This window comes from Pedobacter sp. UYEF25, assembly GCF_054061655.1.
Genome location: NZ_JBSSEL010000007.1, coordinates 99,407 through 116,897, shown reverse-complemented (window position 1 = coordinate 116,897; position 17,491 = coordinate 99,407). Strand labels below are relative to the sequence as shown.

Sequence of the window (17,491 nt, the reverse complement as noted above, 5' to 3'; positions counted from 1 at the left end):
TTGTTTGTCTTCTTTGCGCTTTAATCAATTTTTTCTAAAAGCCCAGTCGCTCATCCAAATCGCTTGTGGGGGCTTCCTCTTGTTTTTGATAAACGCTGCAATCGTAAATAATAGAAACGCCACTTTTTGGAGGTTCGAAATCAGCTTTGCTGATTTTTAAAGCAGGATTTGCGTACACACGTTTAATAAACCCAGCGAATATTGGAAGTGCAGTATTTGCGCCTTCTCCTTGTCGGGTACTGATAAAATGAAACGCTCTGTCTTCGCAGCCAGTCCAAACGCCCGTAACAAGTTGGGGAGTTATAGCCATAAACCAACCGTCAGAATTGTTTTGGGTGGTTCCGGTTTTTCCACCAATCGGCGTATTTACCTTGTATCTATAACTGAGTCGAGATCCCGTTCCATTGGTTATCACGCCGCGTAACATCCTTGTCATTACGTAAGCCACTTCTTCGCTCATAACTGGTTTGGGTATTTCTTTTTGAGAATAGAGCACTACACCGTTTTTATCTTCCACTTTTAACAAATAGATTGGTTTGGTGTAATAACCTTTGTTTGCGAAAGTTCCATAAGCACCAACCATGTTAAATACGGAAGCATCGAAAGATCCTAATGCAATGGAAGGATAGGCAGGAACATCTGGAATGCCCATTTTTGTAGCTAAATTAGCAACTGCCACTGGGCCAACCTGTTTCATAAGATAAGCAGTGATGTAGTTCTGAGAAAAGGCCAACGCTTTTTGTAACGTCAATACTCCTGGAATGGTTCCGGAAGATCTAGGTACCCAAGGCGCTCCATAACCCTCTATTGTTACCGGCACATTTGGAACGGTATAGCAAGGCGAGAAACCATTTTCTATCGCAACAGCATAAGTAAAAGGTTTAGCGGTAGAACCTACCTGTCTAGTTCCCATTTGCACTTGATCGTACTTAAAATGCTCGAAATTTATTCCGCCTACCCAAGCTTTCACATGTCCATTTTCAGGATCCATAGACATCATCGCATTGCGCAACAGCATCTTGTAGTAACGAACCGAATCGATCGGTTTCATGGTAGTATCAATGTCGCCCTTCCAGGTAAAAATACTCAATTCCGTGGGCGTGTTAAAGTCTTTTTTAATTTCCTCATCCGTTTTACCATTCAGCTTTGCCTCTTTGTAGCGATCGGAACGTTGAACGCCCTGTTGAATTTGCATTTCTTTGCCTTTAAAAGGATTCCGACCAGCCCAGCTCTTGTTAAACTCCTGCTGTAGCACTTTCATATATTCTTTCTGTGCCTCTTCAGCATACACTTGCATATCGTAATTTAGCGTAGTGTAAATTTTCAAACCATCTCTGTCAAGGTCATAGCTACTTCCGTCCGATTTGTTGATGGCTTGTTCCTGAAAAATCTTTTTGATATCTCCTTTAAGTACTGTTCTGAAGTAAGGAGCGACGCCATCATTTACGGTGGCCGCATTGAAGGCAAGATTTAAGCGCTGTTGTTTATTTTTATCGAAATCTTGTGCGGTAAGCGTACCGTTTTTTACCATCAAAGACATTACGGTGTTTCGCCTCGCCAACGATCTTTCTGGGTGGCGAGTGGGAGAATACATAGTAATTCCTTTTTGCATTCCCACCAAGGTGGCCGCCTGCGGAACTGTTAATTGATCTGCTCCTGTATTGAAATATACCCGAGCAGCCGACTTGATCCCATAAGCCTGGTTTCCAAAATCTACAGTATTTAGGTACATGGTAATAATTTCTTCCTTGGTATAGTTACGTTCTAATTTGACTGCAACTATCCATTCTTTAAATTTTTGCATTACCCTTTTAAAGAAATTTCGTTCTCTGCCTTTTTCTGAGAATAAATTTAAGGCCAATTGTTGGGTAATGGTACTCGCACCTTGTTTTTTACCTATTAAGTTGTAAAAAATAATTGCGAACGTACGCTTAAAGTCGATGCCGCTATGCTCTTTAAAACGGGTGTCTTCTGTTGCGATTAAAGCATTGATTACGTTTGGAGAGATGTCTTTATAAGATACGTTCGACCTATTTTGAACAAAATAAGTGCCGATGGTCTTTCCATTTTCCGCTAAGATTTCTGAAGCCTGATTGCTTTTTGGGTGCTCAATGTCTCTAAATGAGGGCAATGTACCGAAAAAACCCACTCCAACTAAAGTAATAAAAAGCGCAAATAAAGCAATAAAACCGATCAATAACTTCCAAATTCTGAAGTTATATTTTCTGATGTCCGAAGATGTTAAATTATCTTTTTTTTGTTTGTTAATCATTTTTAATAAAATCTGCCAATGGCTGTAAAGGTAATCAAAGCTAAAAGTGCCAACTAATAATTTTCTTTGTAAAAGTCAAGATAAGCGTCTATCCGCTTTCTGTCTACTAATTTATCAAAGTTTTCTTTAGTGATGATAAAAGTTCTATACTTATCATCTGGCACTTTCATTATTTTATTCAACTGATTTTTAATGCTATTTTGATAAATTTTTGCATCCTCCAAATCTACAAAACTATTTATATAGATCAATTGATCATCATTCAGCTCAATCAATTTATGCACCAAATCATTATCTGGGTAGTTCCCTCTATTAAATTGCCCGACGCCAAAACGGGATGAACTGACCGTTAAAGTGGCATCTCGAACGTCGATCACATAAAAATACTCGGTAGAAATCGCTGTACTAAAGATGCTCGGTTTCTTTGTAGATAAATTTGTTGTGATTGAATCTTTTTTCACCAATGGTGGCAGTTTGGATACCTCAGGTAGATCGGCCTTTGGAATGATTTGCGCAGAGGTAATTTTTATGGGCTTTGCATTAACGCTCGGCGTTGGGTTTGAAACCATTGATCGAGCCAATGGATCGGTTGCGTTTTCATCGAAATCTACCAACGCAACTTGTCTCTCTTCAAAATCGGCAAAATGTTTACTGATGTATTCCAATTGTTGTCGCACTAATGGAGTTACTATTTTATCATCGGGATAATTTTGATCAATCTTATTAAAAACATTGATCAGCGCTGCAATTTTAGATGTTCTTCCAATAGCTAAGGCGCGCAAATAAGCAAATTGTGGATCAATTTCACTTTTTTGAGGCTCTACCATAACACTTGAAGTTGAGCTGATTACGCTGGAATAATCTTTATTTGCAAACTTTTGATAGAGGTATTCATAGTTTTTTTTCGCACTATCTAACAAAGCGTCCTGTCTACTTGCATAAAAAGGATCTTTAATGGTTTTGGCATAATCGGAATTTGGAAATTTTAATAAAACTTCCTCTTTTAAACGATTTGCCTTTTGGTCATCTGTTCCCTTGTTGCTTAGATATAAACTATATAAAACTGCTGGACGATGGTTGTTCTCTGGAAATCTGTCTAGCAAAATCTGGTAAACTTTATCGGCTTCCTCTTTGTCATTGAGCTCCTGCTGATAAAAACTGGCGATTTCATAGTAGGCGTCGATCATTTTCTGATTAGAAAGCGCAATCAAACTGTCTGTTATCGGCAAGGCCGACAGATATTCTGTTTCTAAATCGTTTGGTTTAGCGCTTAAGCTGGTAGAATCGTTTAATGTTTTAGCAGAAACAGCCACATCTCCACCTGCCAAAATTTGATTATTCTGTTGTGCAGATGATCGGACGCTTTGGCGCCAGTTGTCTTGTAAAGTCCTATTTCCCCACCTAATTTTAAAATCTGTAAATCCTTTGCTTACGGCTGCAGGGTTGTTAAAGTAAAAAGTGTTTCCATTGCCCAAACTATTGGTAGAAAGGCTAGGGTCTACTTGTAGAAATGCATTATTAGTCAAGGAGGAAGATTGGGAAGGACTACTTGAGCCAAGACTTAAAGTATCCATACGGCGGTTTACAAACTCTTTAATCTTTGTTCCTCTTTCTCCTAGCGGCAATTTCGCTATTGATTGTAGCGTATCTTGCAAATCGATTATTTCATATCGATCTGTCAAATAACTTAGATTATCGGCCTTCTTAACAATGTTTACATAGTCAGGAAAGCTTTTTGGTAGGATGTTGATGGTGCTGTCGTAATAAAGTTTTGCCTTGCGATAGTTTTTAAGCTTGGCAAAATTCAGATCTGCAATATTTAAATAGGCTAATGCTTTTTGATTGAGGTTAGTTGTGCTAGTTTGAACCGATTTTTTAAAGTAAAACTCAGCTTTGGACAAGTCATCTTTTTCAGCAAAAAATTCGCCAATCTGACCGTAAATTTGGTCGATATAGTCTGCATTTTTGTCGTCCTTAACTAGACGAAGCAATTCTTTTTCCTCGTTTATTTGCTGTCCACTAAGCTGTGCCGTTAATTTGATGCGTTGAAGGTTGGCCTGAAAATACATTTCAAACGGCCCATTGCTACCCGCTACTTTAGTATAATTTTTAAAGGCATCTTGGAAATTATTTTGCTTTTGTTGCAGTTGTGCCAGTATAAATCGCCATCTAATGTTTAAAAGACGATCGCTTCCCTTGCGGAGTGCCTCTTGAAGCAACACGGCAGCCTCATTGTATCTCTGTTGATAAATCCTTAATTGGGCGGTAGTCGCTTGTGGTTCTGCTAAACTCTTTTTATATCCTTTTGCGATTAGAAACAAGGTGTCTAAAATTTTATCGGCTTTAGAAAAGTTGTTCAATTCAATTTGACAGCGTGCTTTCCAATCCAGCGCAGTAATCACTATTTTTGTATCTCCTTGAAAGGTTTTTGCCACATAATCGAAGTAAGCAGACGCGGAAAAATAATTGCCTTTTAAATAACTTGCTTTACCCAGAAGCAAATATGCATCATCTACATAATTGCTGTACGTTTTTTCATTGATGATCCCTTGAGCCTTCTTTATAACCTCATCTAGTTGCTTATTAGGTAAATCTGGAAGAAGAATGAGTTCTTTCTGCGGCGGCGGATCTAAATAAACAGGTAAAATAGTTTGATAGTTATCCTGATAACTTTGCTGTAAGCCGATATTATAATCAGTAAGCAGTACTTTTGCGTTATATATATAATTATATCTTGCAGTTAAATTTTGCAACCTTCTACTAACAGCAGTATCTTTGGGCGTAATACATCCAAAGCAAAATACGAGAAAAACGATCACCAAAATCGCCTGAATAGTTATATTTGAAGTTTTTTTCAAGAGGTTTGATGGGTTTTGTTAATATTCGAAGCAGTCTTTTTTACTTTTAAAAGAATAAATTTGTCGAAAAACTAGCCTTTCAAAGTTAAGGTAATTATTGAATTTAAAAATGGAAAACAAAAAGGAGGAAGATAAGGGCAATAAAATGGGAAACATAGCTAAATTTTCTGCGATAGGTTTTCAAATGATTGCTACCATCGGACTTTTAACATTTATAGGATACAAAATCGATGAGCATCGGGGAAGCAAATCACCCATAATTACAGCGATGTTTGCCCTAGCCGGTGTCGCCATTGCGCTTTACCAAGCCATTAGGCAGGCAACGAAGGAATAAGGAATAAAAATCAAGGAGCAAAGAGTAATGAGCAAGGAATAAGGAGCAAGGAGCAAGGAATAAAAGGAATAAGGATAGAAGAATAAGGAGCAAGGAATAAGGAGCAAGGAATAAGGATAGAAGAATAAGGAATAAGGAGCAAGGAATAAGGAATTGAACCAACTTCCTGGCGACTTGACTTCTATACCCACTCGACTCCTAACCATAAACAAATAACCGGCTAACAGCTAAACCAACTAACCCACGTTTCGATGTCGTTTCAAAAATTTACGAGCGCTTATTTTATCTTTATCGGCATTTTAATAGGGGTCGTAATTGCGCTGGAGCGGACGTTTGGTAGAAGCGAACTGTTTGTAAAGCAATTTTGGCTGATTTTTGGATTTTTGGCGGGCATTACCTACATCGCTTATGCGCTGGTTGATATAGGGATAAAGCGTGATCCGCAAATGGGCGTTATGGCCATTATGGGGGCGAATGCAGTTAAGTTGCTTTTCTGTATGGCTTTCGTTCTTGTTTACATTTTAAAAGTGCCGGGAAATCCAACTATTTTTCTTGTGAACTTTTTTTCTTCATATTTATTGTTTTCGGCCTTTGAAATTTACTGTTTGTTGTTTAACTTGCGCCACCAAAAATCAAAGTAAAAAACTGCCAATAAATGGATTGTAACCGAGTTTTTGTATCTAAAGTTAAAAGGCAAACTGTCGTATTTACGCTTTTCGTGGCACTTTTTTCTTATCAGGTTAGAGCGTTTGCTCAAAATGAGGCTACTCAAAAGCCGGTCGACAGCGTAGTGGCTGCTGCCAGTACTGCATATGCAGGAGAAAAAAAGGCGGAAGAACAGGGCGAAGAAAAATTTGAGCCTACAAAGGTGATTATGGAGCACATTGCGGATTCGCACGGTTGGCACTTGTGGGGTCATACCACTTTACCTTTACCTGTAATTTTATATACGTCTCAGGGAATGGAGCTTTTTTCTTCAGGTAACTTCGAGCATGGAAAAGAAGACTATCAAGGTAAATACAACAAGTACCGTTTGGTTACCGGCTTAGAGCAAAGTCTGTTCAAAAATATGTTCAACAAAAACATAAAGGTAGTAGGGACAGATGGTAAGGTTGACGAAACCGCTTCTGATGCGGTAATTGATCTTTCGATTACCAAGAATGTTGCAGCCATGTTTATTTCGGTAGCAGTGCTCTTACTTGTTTTCATTCCTGTGGCAAATTCCTATAAAAGGCGCTTCGGCAAATCACCTAAAGGATTGCAATCTTTCTTAGAACCTGTGTTTGTGTTTGTGAGAGATGATATTGCGAAGCCAAATATTGGGCACAAGTATGGTAAATTTGTGCCTTATTTGCTTACCGTGTTCTTTTTCATTTTGATAAATAATATCATGGGTTTGGTGCCGATTTTTCCTGGTAGTGCGAATGTAACCGGTAACATTGCCCTTACTTTTGTGTTGGCAGTTGGAACATTAATCTTGGTTAACATAAATGGAAACAAGTATTACTGGAAACATATTTTAAAACCTGATGTACCTTTTTGGTTGTATCCGATAATGATTGTTGTAGAACTCGTAGGCGTAATTTCTAAACCGTTTGCATTAATGATACGTTTGTTTGCCAATATTACGGCAGGACATATTATCGTATTGAGTTTAATATCTTTAATATTTATTTTTGAAACTGTTGCTATGGCGCCTGTTTCAGTAGCATTCGTTATTTTTATGGATGTGTTAGAAATTTTGGTTGCATTTTTACAGGCTTTTATATTTACGTTGCTTACCGCCCTTTTTATTGGGATGGCAGTTGAGGAACATCATTAAATTTTAAACTATTTTTTACAAATTATATAATTAAATTAGTTATGGTAGGTTCAATCGCAGCACTTGGTGCTGGTTTAGCAGTAATTGGTGCAGGTATAGGTATCGGCCAAGTAGGTGGTAAAGCAATGGAAGGTATTGCTCGTCAGCCAGAAGCTGCATCAAAAATTCAAACTGCTATGATTATTGCAGCGGCTCTTATTGAGGGTGTTGCTTTATTCGGTGTGGTTGTTTCATTATTAGGCTTAGGCACATAATATTGAGAAAAAAATGGCAGGATATTTAACGATTGGTTATTTATCCTGCTTTATTGAAAAGACTTAGTAAAAAGAAGATATAAAATGGATTTAGTAACCCCAAGTATTGGTCTGGTTTTTTGGACAACAATTTCATTTGTTTGTCTACTTATTTTATTGCGGAAGTTTGCATGGAAACCTATTATGGGCGCCATACACGAGCGCGAGCTCAATATAGACGAAGCGTTAAATAAGGCTGAGCTGGCTAAGTTGCAAATGACGAAGCTAACAACTCAAAATCAGGAGTTGATGCTTCAAACCCGTGCAGAACGTGATGAGATTTTGAAAGAAGCAAAGATTTTAAAAGACAGCATTTTGCATGAAGCCAAAAAGCAAGCACAAGATGAAGGAGCTAAGCTTATTGCAAAAGCGAGAATAGAAATTGAGAATCAAAAGAAAGCAGCTTTGATGCAGGTGAAAGATCAAGTTTCTGCGTTATCTTTAGAAATTGCAGAACGTGTGTTGCGCAAGCAATTAGATGATAAGGGAAAACAAGAAACCTTGGTAGAAAGCTTGTTGAAAGACGTTAATATGAATTGAGATTTGAGAGGTGAGATTTGGGATTTGAGAACATGCGTCTCAGAGCTAATGTCTCATATCTAATGTCTCTTAGCACAGCCCAAAAAGTATGTCAGAAATTACAGTTGCCAGTAGATACGCAAAAGCCTTAATAGACTTAGCTGAAGAGAACAATTCTTTGGAGGCTACGTATGCTGATATGGTTGCTTTTGAAAAAGTGGTTGATGACAACCCAGTGTTAGAAGCGGTTTTAAAAAACCCAATTATACCGTTAGATAAAAAGAAGGGGATTTTGAAGGAGATCTTTAGCGGTCAACTAAGTAAGGTAAGTGGTTCTTTTTTAAACATTGTGATTAACAAAGGACGCTCGGCCATATTGTTTGAAACCTCTAAACAGTTTGTGCGGCAGTATAACAAGATTAAAGGTATACTTACTGCGCATGTTACTTCTGCAGTTGCGTTGAGCAATACCGCAAAGCAAGAAATTATTGATTTGGTGAAGAAAGATTTTTCTGCTAATGAGGTAATTTTGGAAGAGAAAATAAATGCAGATTTAATCGGGGGGTTTATTTTGAGGGTGGGAGATAGGCAGTTTGATGGAAGCATAAGCCACGGTTTAGATAAACTGCGGAAAGAGCTTGGCGTGTAGTTATATTAAAACATTACAGGCAGTGGATAGGTGTTACCGAAGAACCACAGCCTTAAAAAAATAAACCCGATAGCAGCGGGAAAGCGCCAATTTCTTGGCCTTGCAGCGGATAGCGGGAAATACCAGGATAAGAGTACAGGAACAACATTTACAAAAAGATATAAACATAACTATGGTAGAGGTAAGACCAGACGAAGTATCGGCCATCATCAGACAGCAATTGGCGGGCTTCAAATCAGAAACCGAATTGGAAGAAGTAGGTACTGTGTTGCAGGTAGGCGATGGTATTGCGCGCGTTTTCGGTTTGTCGGCAGTACAATCTGGAGAGTTGGTGGAATTTGAGAACGGTTTACAGGGCATTGTACTAAATCTTGAAGAAGACAACGTTGGGGTGGTTTTATTAGGCCCATCAGATGGAATTTCAGAAGGCGATACGGTTAAACGTACTAAGAAAATTGCGTCGATTAACGTGGGCGAAGGCATGCTGGGCAGAGTGGTGAACACGCTCGGCGAGCCGATGGATGGTAAAGGCCCGATTTTAGGACAAACCTATGAAATGCCTTTGGAGCGTAAAGCCCCTGGCGTAATTTACCGTCAGCCGGTTACAGAACCTTTACAAACTGGTATCAAAGCAATTGATGCAATGATTCCAATTGGCCGTGGGCAACGTGAGTTGGTTATTGGCGATAGACAGATTGGTAAAACTGCGGTTTGTATAGACACCATCATCAATCAAAAAGAATTTTACGAGGCTGGGCAACCAGTATTTTGTATCTACGTGGCCATCGGACAAAAAAATTCGACCGTTGCAAACGTAGTCCGCACTTTGGAAGAAAACGGAGCAATGCCATATACCGTAGTAGTTGCAGCATCGGCAGCAGATCCTGCGCCTTTGCAGTTTTATGCCCCATTCGCAGGCGCTGCAATCGGCGAGTTTTTTAGAGATACAGGTAGACCTGCGTTGATCGTTTATGACGATTTATCAAAACAGGCAGTAGCTTATAGAGAGGTTTCTTTATTGTTGCGTAGACCTCCAGGTCGTGAGGCATATCCAGGTGATGTGTTTTACCTTCACAGTCGTTTATTAGAACGTGCAGCTAAGATTAATCAAAACGATGAAATTGCGCAAGCAATGAACGATTTGCCGCCTTCTATCAAAGACATTGTAAAAGGTGGAGGTTCTTTAACCGCTTTGCCGATTATCGAAACTCAAGCTGGAGACGTATCCGCTTACATTCCTACCAACGTAATTTCCATTACCGATGGTCAGATTTTTTTAGAGTCTAATTTGTTCAATGCAGGTATTCGTCCCGCCATTAACGTAGGTATTTCTGTATCTCGTGTGGGTGGTAACGCACAGATCAAATCGATGAAAAAGGTGGCAGGTACGTTAAAATTAGATCAAGCACAATACCGCGAGCTAGAAGCGTTTTCTAAATTTGGTTCTGATTTAGATGCAGCAACAAAATCTGTATTAGACAAAGGGTCTCGTAACGTGCAGATTCTTAAGCAAGCACAATTTTCGCCAATGGCTGTAGAAAAACAAGTGGCCATTGTATATGTTGGAACAAAAAATTTAATGCGTGCGGTGCCCGTAGCTAAGGTGAAAGAATTCGAGAACGAATATTTAAGTCAATTAGAAATGCGTTATCCAGATACATTAAAAGCTTTAAAAGCGGGAAAACTGGATGACGAAATTACAGGAGTGTTAGAAACCGTTGCGAAAGAGATTTCGGAAAAATATAAGTAAGATTTGAGTCTTGAGATATGAGAGATGAGCGTTGGGCGTAAAGGTTTCAAGTCTCAGATCTCACATCTCACATCTAATAAAGAATGGCCAATTTAAAAGAAGTAAGAAACCGTATTGGGTCGGTGCAGTCGACACAGCAGATTACCAAAGCCATGAAAATGGTTTCGGCAGCTAAATTGAAGCGTGCCACCAATGCCATTATCGCTTTGCGACCTTATGCAAATAAGCTTAAAGAAATCTTAGCCAACCTTTCAGTCACCTTGGAAGATTTTGCTTCGCCATACATACAGGAGCGCGTGCCCAATAAAGTGCTTATTGTAACCGTCTCATCAAACAGAGGTTTGGCTGGTGCGTTTAACTTAAATGTGATCAAAGCGACCAACGTATTGATCAATGAAAAATACAGCGAGCAATTCCAACGTGGCGATGTTAGCATTATTTCTATTGGTAAAAAAACGCAAGATTTTTTTGAGAAGCGAAAATACAACGTTATTGGCAACAATAATGACGTGTATAACGATTTAAGTTTTGAAAACATAACTGTCATTACCGAGACGATTTTGTCTGCGTTTGCGAAAGGCAAATTTGATAAGGTAGAGTTGGTTTACAACGCGTTTAAAAACGCAGCGGTTCAGGTAATTACTACGGAACAACTTTTGCCTTTGCCAAAAGCGGATATTGCTGCGATAGAAAATAAAGGGACTGCAGTAGATTATATTTTGGAACCTTCGCAAGATGAAATTGTGGAGGAATTGATTCCTAAGTCAGTGAAGATTCAATTGTATAAAGCCGTTCTGGATTCGCACGCGGCTGAGCACGGCGCGCGTATGACCTCTATGGATAAAGCGACTGAAAATGCTGGAGATTTGTTGAAAGCATTGAAGTTGTCCTATAACCAAGCGCGTCAGGCGGCAATTACCACCGAGTTGACGGAGATTGTAAGTGGCGCAGCCGCACTTAATGGATAATTTTACTTGTTAAATAAACCCTGAAAATGTAAACCCGTCTCTTAAATGAGGTGGGTTTTTTTTGTATTCTTTCGAGCGGGCGTTATTTTTTTACGGCATATTTATCAAGAAATCTTCACTACTGTGGATGTCAAGAAAAGCTGTAAATGATTTTATTCTTTATAAACGTTAATAATTACTTGGGCGCTCTAACACGCCATCCGCTGTATTTTTTGTGCAGAAAAAGCCCAAAAAGATGCCGCTGCTGTCGTTAGCGCAAAAAGTCTGAGCGCTGCGTTAGCGGTTGGAGCGGAAATTCTTTTTACGAGGAACGAGTGAAAATATTGCAGCAGAAAGCTCGACCCCTTTTTATGGGGAACGCCCAAAAAAGCACTTTGAACACCTTAAATTTTGCAGCTAGATTGATCATTATTTGGGTGCTTTAACACGCCATTCGCTCTATTTTTTGGACAGGAAAAGCCCAAAATAATTCAGTTTCTATCGTTAGCCTAGGAGTTAGTATTTTGCATAAGTGATTGGAGTGGAAATGCTCGACTTCTTTTTGAGCACACATCCATCAAATTCAGAAATTTAATTTTATTTAACATCCATCGTTACGTACTTAAAGCGTCGTTTTTGTAGTTACAGCAAAAGCTTGAAATTCATTTTTACTGGTGAAAAAATTGCAAAATAGGTTAAATTAAGTTACAAGTTTTCAGTATTTAGCAGCATTTTCTGAAAAATATTAACAATCCCTTAATACTTGCCTAATGTTTTCCTCACATGCAAAACCTTACTTTACAGCATGCACTACTGTTTCGCTAATTGGCGCTAAATATTCTATTTACCCATAAATGCAAAAAGAGAGAAAACGCAAGATTGACTTGTTGGTCCTTAGTGATGTCCATTTGGGGACTTATGGTTGTCAGGCCAAACAGCTTTTTTCTTACCTCAATTCCATCAAACCAAAAACGGTGATCCTTAATGGCGACATTATAGATGTATGGCAATTCAGTAAGCGCTATTGGCCTAAAAGTCACATGAAAATTGTGAAGCACATTATGGCCTGGATGGTCAAAGGTGTTAAGATTTATTATGTAACAGGCAACCACGATGAGATGCTTAGGAAGTTTTCTGGGTTTAAAATGGGATCGTTTTGCATTGTGAATAAAGTAGTCTTGCCACTTTCGGGAGATAAGACGGCTTGGTTTTTCCATGGTGATGTGTTCGATGTAACCATGCAACATTCTAAATGGCTGGCAAAACTGGGTGCAATCGGTTACGACACATTGATTGTGATCAACATCTTGGCAAATTTCATTTCAGAAAAAATATTTAAAAAAGGCAAGTTATCGCTTTCAAAAAAAATTAAGAATAGTGTGAAAAGTGCCGTTAAATTCATCAATAATTTTGAAACCACTGCCGCAGATATCGGGATCTCCAACAAGTATGACTACGTGGTTTGCGGCCACATCCATCATCCCGAAATGCGGGAGATTAAGAATGAGCAAGGATCTATTCTTTATTTAAATTCCGGAGATTGGATAGAAAACCTTAGCGCACTAGAATACAATGGAGGCGAATGGACACTTTATAAATATAACGAAGAAGATTTACCCAGATGCACAGAAGATAATGACAACGAGCCTGGCGATAAGGAACTTTTTAACAGCATGCTTGATGAATTTAATTTGATGATCGAACCATGAGAATCTTGTACGCCATACAAGGCACTGGAAATGGGCATATAAGTAGGGCAAGAGACATCATTCCCGCGCTTCTACAAAAAGGTGAAGTAGATGTATTGGTAAGCGGTACGGAAGCAGATGTGGATCTGGGGTTTCCAATCAAATACAGACTTAATGGATTGAGTTTTGTTTTTGGTAAAAAGGGAGGAATTGATCTAATCTCGACCTATAAAAAAGCTCGACTAAGAAGATTTTTAGTTGAAGTTAAGAATCTTCCTGTCAAAGATTACGACATTATTATCAATGATTTTGAACCGGTAAGCGCTTGGGCCTGTTACTTTGATCGAAAGCAATGCATTGGGCTTAGTCACCAAGCGGCTGCACTTAATGAAAAAGCGCCTCAACCAGATAAAAAAGACATCGTAGGGAAAGCAATTTTAAAGAAGTACGCGCCGGTTACAGAAACGTACGGATATCATTTTGCAGCTTACGACAAAAATATTTTTACGCCCGTTATTCGTGAAGAAATACGCCAGGCAGACAATCTTAAACTTGCTCATTACACCGTTTATTTACCTGCTTATAATGATAAGCGGATTATTCGGGTATTGAAAGAAATAAAAGAAATTAGGTGGGAAGTTTTTTCGAAGCACACAAAAAAGTCATACACTGAGGGCAATATCACCATACGCAAGGTAGATAACGAAGCCTTTATAAAAAGTTTAGTTTCTTCTACAGGAGTACTTTGTGGGGCAGGGTTTGAAACTCCTGCCGAAGCATTGTTTTTAAAAAAGAAGTTAATGGTGATACCAATGAAAGGACAGTATGAGCAGCAATGCAATGCAGCTGCTTTGAAACAAATGGGAATTCCTGTATTGAAAAAGCTAAAGATAATAAGGTTAAAAGAGATCAATGCTTGGGTAGAAGATGGTGTTATTACCCAGGTTGATTATCCAAATATCACTCAGGCGATAGTCGATTCGGTTTTCAATATCCATTTTAATGAAAAGACTGGTCATTCGCCGTTTAAGGAACTAAATTATTTGAAAGTAAACAAGGGGGGGAAAATACGTCTCGGCAAATTCCTAAAACGAATAATAGGTTAACATGTTCTTAAAAGAAGCTTTTGGAAGCGATTTTTCGTGGGGAGTTTCCACAGCGGCCTATCAAATAGAGGGTATAGGCAATTCCAGTTATAAAGGTCAATCTATCTGGGACGTGTTCGTACAAAAACGAGGAAAGATTTTCGGTGGCCACACTGCAGATATTGCATGTGATTTTTACAATCGGTATGAAGAAGATATTGCACTGATGGCTACGTTAAACATTCCAAATTATCGTTTTTCCATTTCTTGGAGCCGGATTTTTCCGCTTGGTATTGGGTCTGTAAGTCAAGATGGAATTGACTTTTACAACCGTATCATTGATCTTTGTCTGTCGCTTAACATCACGCCTTGGATTACTTTATATCATTGGGATTTACCAAATGAGCTACAAAAAAAAGGCGGATGGGTTAATAGAGATATCATTAACTGGTTTTCTGAATTTACGGCATGTTGTGTGGAATGTTTTGGAGATCGTGTAAAAAATTGGATGGTTTTAAACGAACCAATGGTTTTTACGGGAGCCGGATATTTTTTGGGGGTTCATGCGCCCGGAAAAAAGGGGCTAAATAATTTTTTAGCCTCCGCGCATCATGCAGCACTATGTCAATCGATAGGTGGTGCACTTGTAAAATCGCTTCAGCCGCAAAGCCGTGTTGGAACTACCTTTTCTTGTGCACATATCGAACCATACAGAAACATAGATAAAGATGTAAAGGCTGCGAAAAAGGTAGATGCGTTGTTAAATCGTTTTTTTATTGAACCCCTTTTGGGGTTAGGCTATCCGACAGAAGATTTAAAAATATTGAGGCATATTGAAAAATTTATCAGATCCGATGATGAAAAAAATTTAGTCTTTGATATGGATTTTATTGGTATTCAAAACTACACTAGAGAGGTTGTGGCACATAGCGCTTTTAGTCTTTATCTAAATGCAAAACTTATTAAGGCTGCTAAAAGGAATGTACAAGTGACCCTCATGAATTGGGAAGTATATCCCGAATCTATCTATGAAGTGCTGACAAAATTTAGCAGTTATAAGAACATGCCTTCTTTAATAGTGACTGAAAATGGCGCAGCTTTTAGCGACGCCATAGAAGACGAACAAATACATGATGCAGCCCGTACCCAATACCTCAAAGACAATATTTTTCAAATGTTGCGGGCAAAGAATGAAGGTGTAAATGTTGTCGGATATTTTGTTTGGACGTTTCTTGATAATTTTGAATGGGCAGAAGGTTATCATCCTCGTTTTGGTTTGGTACATGTAGACTTTCAAACGCAAAAGAGAATTGTGAAAGCCTCTGGAAAATGGTATGCCGACTTTTTAAAAAGAAGAAAGGTGGAAAATAATAATTCAAAAATGAACAGTGAATTCAGCTAGTTTATGATTGAGTTTCAAAAGTTATTGATCAGGGGTTGCTCTATTGTTAAAATCACTATAGTCTGCGATAAGTGGTAATTGCCAAGTAATTTAAAGTTTTTCACCTTTCGTGTTTGAATCAGGATTTTTACGGATTATGCGCGTTAACGATAGCAGTGATGCCCTTTTACGGCTAGTTTTAGCCATAAAAGATATAACGGATAGCGTGTTAAAACGCCCAAAATATGTAAAAAATTTGTAACTCCTAAAGCTTTCTATCTATCTTTAGATGCTTAATTCAACCGATGAAAAAGTTTATTTTTTTAGTTTTCACGCTTCTTGTGCCCCCAGCGTTATTTGCACAAAGTTCTGCTAGAGATTTTACCAACGCGGTGCTCTGGCAACAAACTTCTGGAGAGTATAGGGCGCTTTGTTTCCAAGCGTTTAATTTTGCAAAGCTGTCCTTAAAGGAGGCTTTATGGGCAGATACAAGTATAAAAACAAATTGCGTGGTGGTAGACATTGATGAGACCGTGCTTGACAATTCTGCTTTTCAGGGTCATGAGATAAGAAAGGGAGTAAGTTACACTTCGGCAGATTGGACGGAATGGACGAACTTGGCGAAGGCCGATACGGTGCCAGGCGCACTGGCTTTTTTGAAGTTCGCGGCCTCAAAAAATATCCAGACTTTTTATGTAAGTAACCGCAATAATAAAGATTACGTCGCAACGCTAAAAAATCTAAAGAGATTCGGCTTTCCTTTTGCGGATGAGGTACATTTGATGATTTCGACAGGTTCATCGGACAAAGAACTACGGAGAGAAAGCATTTCGAAAAGTTACAATATTTTGCTGATGTGTGGAGATAATTTGAGCGATTTTAGTAACGTTTTTTACCATGAAGGCAAAGACGCGCAAGAACAGGTTAATCAGCGGCAGGCCCAATTTGGAACAACATTTATCATGCTTCCTAATCCTATGTATGGCGATTGGGAATCGGCATTGTATAAGGGTAAAAAACTAAGCGAAGATGAGAAGGCCAAGCAACGTTTGGAGCGGTTAAAAACTTATTAGCTTTCTAGAAAATATCAGCAATAAGTATTACTTTTGCAACATCAAAAGAAATTGAGCTATGAAAGAGGATTTAAAATACGAGACAGAGAGTATGAAAACGGCAAATGATTCTGCCATTTACGTTTGGTTAATTGTTGGAGTAGTGGTAGGTTTATTTGGTGCTTTTTTTAGGTTTGTGCATGATAGCTTTACCATTTCACTTATTTCTTGGATATTTCTTTTTATCGGCGCAGGCATTGCCATACGTAGTGTATTTAAAATTTTGAACGCCTAATAAAACCGTTAGCGTTAAACATATTATCCAGCCGAACTTGTTAACAAGTTCGGCTTTCTTTTTTATAAACGACTAATTTTCAAGATTTTGCTTTGTATGAGTTGTGAGAGAATTTAGAGATTTTTTTTGTTGGGTTACTTATTTAGAAATAACGTATTAAACCATAGAAGCCGAAAGTTATAACGGCTTCGTTTTCTAGTAGCCATTTGAAGAAAATTCTTTAAAATTCTAATCTTCTAACCAAATAATATGAAAAGGAATTTAATTGCTTTGGGTCTGCTGTGCGCAGTCTTCGGATGTCAGAACGACAAAACGGAGAACCAATCTCAAAGTGGATCTCTAGCGAGTGCAGATTTGACGCAAAACGATACATCTGCAGTATTAAAAATCATTAAAACTGCCGATATGAACTTTAGGGTCAAAAATGTTCAGGCCACTAAAATTGCACTTGCCAAGAATATTATTGCATCAGGAGGTCAAATGGTTGGCTTTGAAATACGGAGTGAAGTTTAGAAAACCGAAAAAATAAAACAGTCTGTAGATTCT

16 protein-coding genes are annotated in these 17,491 nt (G+C 38.5%); 14 read left to right on the top strand and 2 right to left on the bottom strand.

The genetic code is table 11. From position 1 onward, the window contains the following. Positions 1-34: 34 nt before the first annotated feature. Positions 35-2,272, bottom strand: coding sequence for a transglycosylase domain-containing protein (locus tag ACVWYG_RS08815; RefSeq protein WP_457269824.1), 2,238 nt, complete (start codon positions 2,270-2,272; stop codon positions 35-37). A gap of 53 nt (positions 2,273-2,325) precedes the next feature. Next, complete coding sequence (porW, locus tag ACVWYG_RS08810; protein ID WP_457269823.1) at positions 2,326-5,130, bottom strand: type IX secretion system periplasmic lipoprotein PorW/SprE; 2,805 nt, start codon at positions 5,128-5,130, stop codon at positions 2,326-2,328. A 109-nt stretch (positions 5,131-5,239) separates the two neighbouring features. Here porW and ACVWYG_RS08805 point away from each other — a divergent pair, with 109 nt between their 5' ends. The 14 genes from ACVWYG_RS08805 (at position 5,240) to ACVWYG_RS08740 (ending at position 17,458) form a co-directional block, all read left to right on the top strand. Continuing rightward, complete coding sequence (locus ACVWYG_RS08805; RefSeq protein WP_457269822.1) at positions 5,240-5,464, top strand: AtpZ/AtpI family protein; 225 nt, start codon at positions 5,240-5,242, stop codon at positions 5,462-5,464. A 251-nt stretch (positions 5,465-5,715) separates the two neighbouring features. Then, positions 5,716-6,105: a hypothetical protein gene (locus ACVWYG_RS08800; protein ID WP_457269821.1), complete on the top strand. Its 390-nt coding sequence runs from the start codon at positions 5,716-5,718 to the stop codon at positions 6,103-6,105. Between the two features lie 14 nt (positions 6,106-6,119). Next, complete coding sequence (gene atpB, locus ACVWYG_RS08795; protein WP_457269820.1) at positions 6,120-7,286, top strand: F0F1 ATP synthase subunit A; 1,167 nt, start codon at positions 6,120-6,122, stop codon at positions 7,284-7,286. 41 nt (positions 7,287-7,327) lie between these two features. Continuing rightward, complete coding sequence (gene atpE / locus ACVWYG_RS08790) at positions 7,328-7,540, top strand: ATP synthase F0 subunit C (RefSeq protein WP_457269819.1); 213 nt, start codon at positions 7,328-7,330, stop codon at positions 7,538-7,540. Between the two features lie 84 nt (positions 7,541-7,624). After that, a complete protein-coding gene (atpF, locus tag ACVWYG_RS08785; protein ID WP_457269818.1) occupies positions 7,625-8,119 on the top strand; it encodes a F0F1 ATP synthase subunit B in 495 nt (164 codons plus the stop codon). Positions 8,120-8,207: 88 nt separating this feature from the next. Next, positions 8,208-8,747, top strand: coding sequence for an ATP synthase F1 subunit delta (atpH, locus tag ACVWYG_RS08780; RefSeq protein ID WP_457269817.1), 540 nt, complete (start codon positions 8,208-8,210; stop codon positions 8,745-8,747). 172 nt (positions 8,748-8,919) lie between these two features. Further along, complete coding sequence (atpA, locus tag ACVWYG_RS08775) at positions 8,920-10,497, top strand: F0F1 ATP synthase subunit alpha (RefSeq protein WP_457269816.1); 1,578 nt, start codon at positions 8,920-8,922, stop codon at positions 10,495-10,497. 83 nt (positions 10,498-10,580) lie between these two features. Further along, positions 10,581-11,465 carry an ATP synthase F1 subunit gamma gene (atpG, locus tag ACVWYG_RS08770; protein ID WP_457269815.1) on the top strand — a complete coding sequence of 295 codons (885 nt, stop codon included), beginning with the start codon at positions 10,581-10,583 and terminating at the stop codon, positions 11,463-11,465. Between the two features lie 833 nt (positions 11,466-12,298). Further along, positions 12,299-13,153, top strand: a complete 855-nt coding sequence (locus ACVWYG_RS08765; RefSeq protein ID WP_457269814.1) for a UDP-2,3-diacylglucosamine diphosphatase — start codon at positions 12,299-12,301, stop codon at positions 13,151-13,153. Then, entirely contained in the window at positions 13,150-14,238 is a 1,089-nt protein-coding gene (locus tag ACVWYG_RS08760) for a glycosyltransferase family protein (RefSeq protein WP_457269813.1), read from the top strand. Before ACVWYG_RS08765 ends, ACVWYG_RS08760 begins: the two co-directional genes overlap by 4 nt. A gap of 1 nt (position 14,239) precedes the next feature. Beyond that, entirely contained in the window at positions 14,240-15,619 is a 1,380-nt protein-coding gene (locus ACVWYG_RS08755; protein WP_457269812.1) for a GH1 family beta-glucosidase, read from the top strand. 284 nt (positions 15,620-15,903) lie between these two features. Then, positions 15,904-16,671, top strand: a complete 768-nt coding sequence (locus ACVWYG_RS08750; protein ID WP_457269811.1) for a 5'-nucleotidase, lipoprotein e(P4) family — start codon at positions 15,904-15,906, stop codon at positions 16,669-16,671. Between the two features lie 58 nt (positions 16,672-16,729). Continuing rightward, positions 16,730-16,945 (top strand): hypothetical protein, encoded by a 216-nt coding sequence (locus ACVWYG_RS08745; protein WP_457269810.1) that lies wholly within the window; start codon positions 16,730-16,732, stop codon positions 16,943-16,945. Positions 16,946-17,194: 249 nt separating this feature from the next. After that, positions 17,195-17,458 (top strand): hypothetical protein, encoded by a 264-nt coding sequence (locus tag ACVWYG_RS08740; RefSeq protein ID WP_457269809.1) that lies wholly within the window; start codon positions 17,195-17,197, stop codon positions 17,456-17,458. The last annotated feature ends 33 nt before the right edge of the window (positions 17,459-17,491 follow it).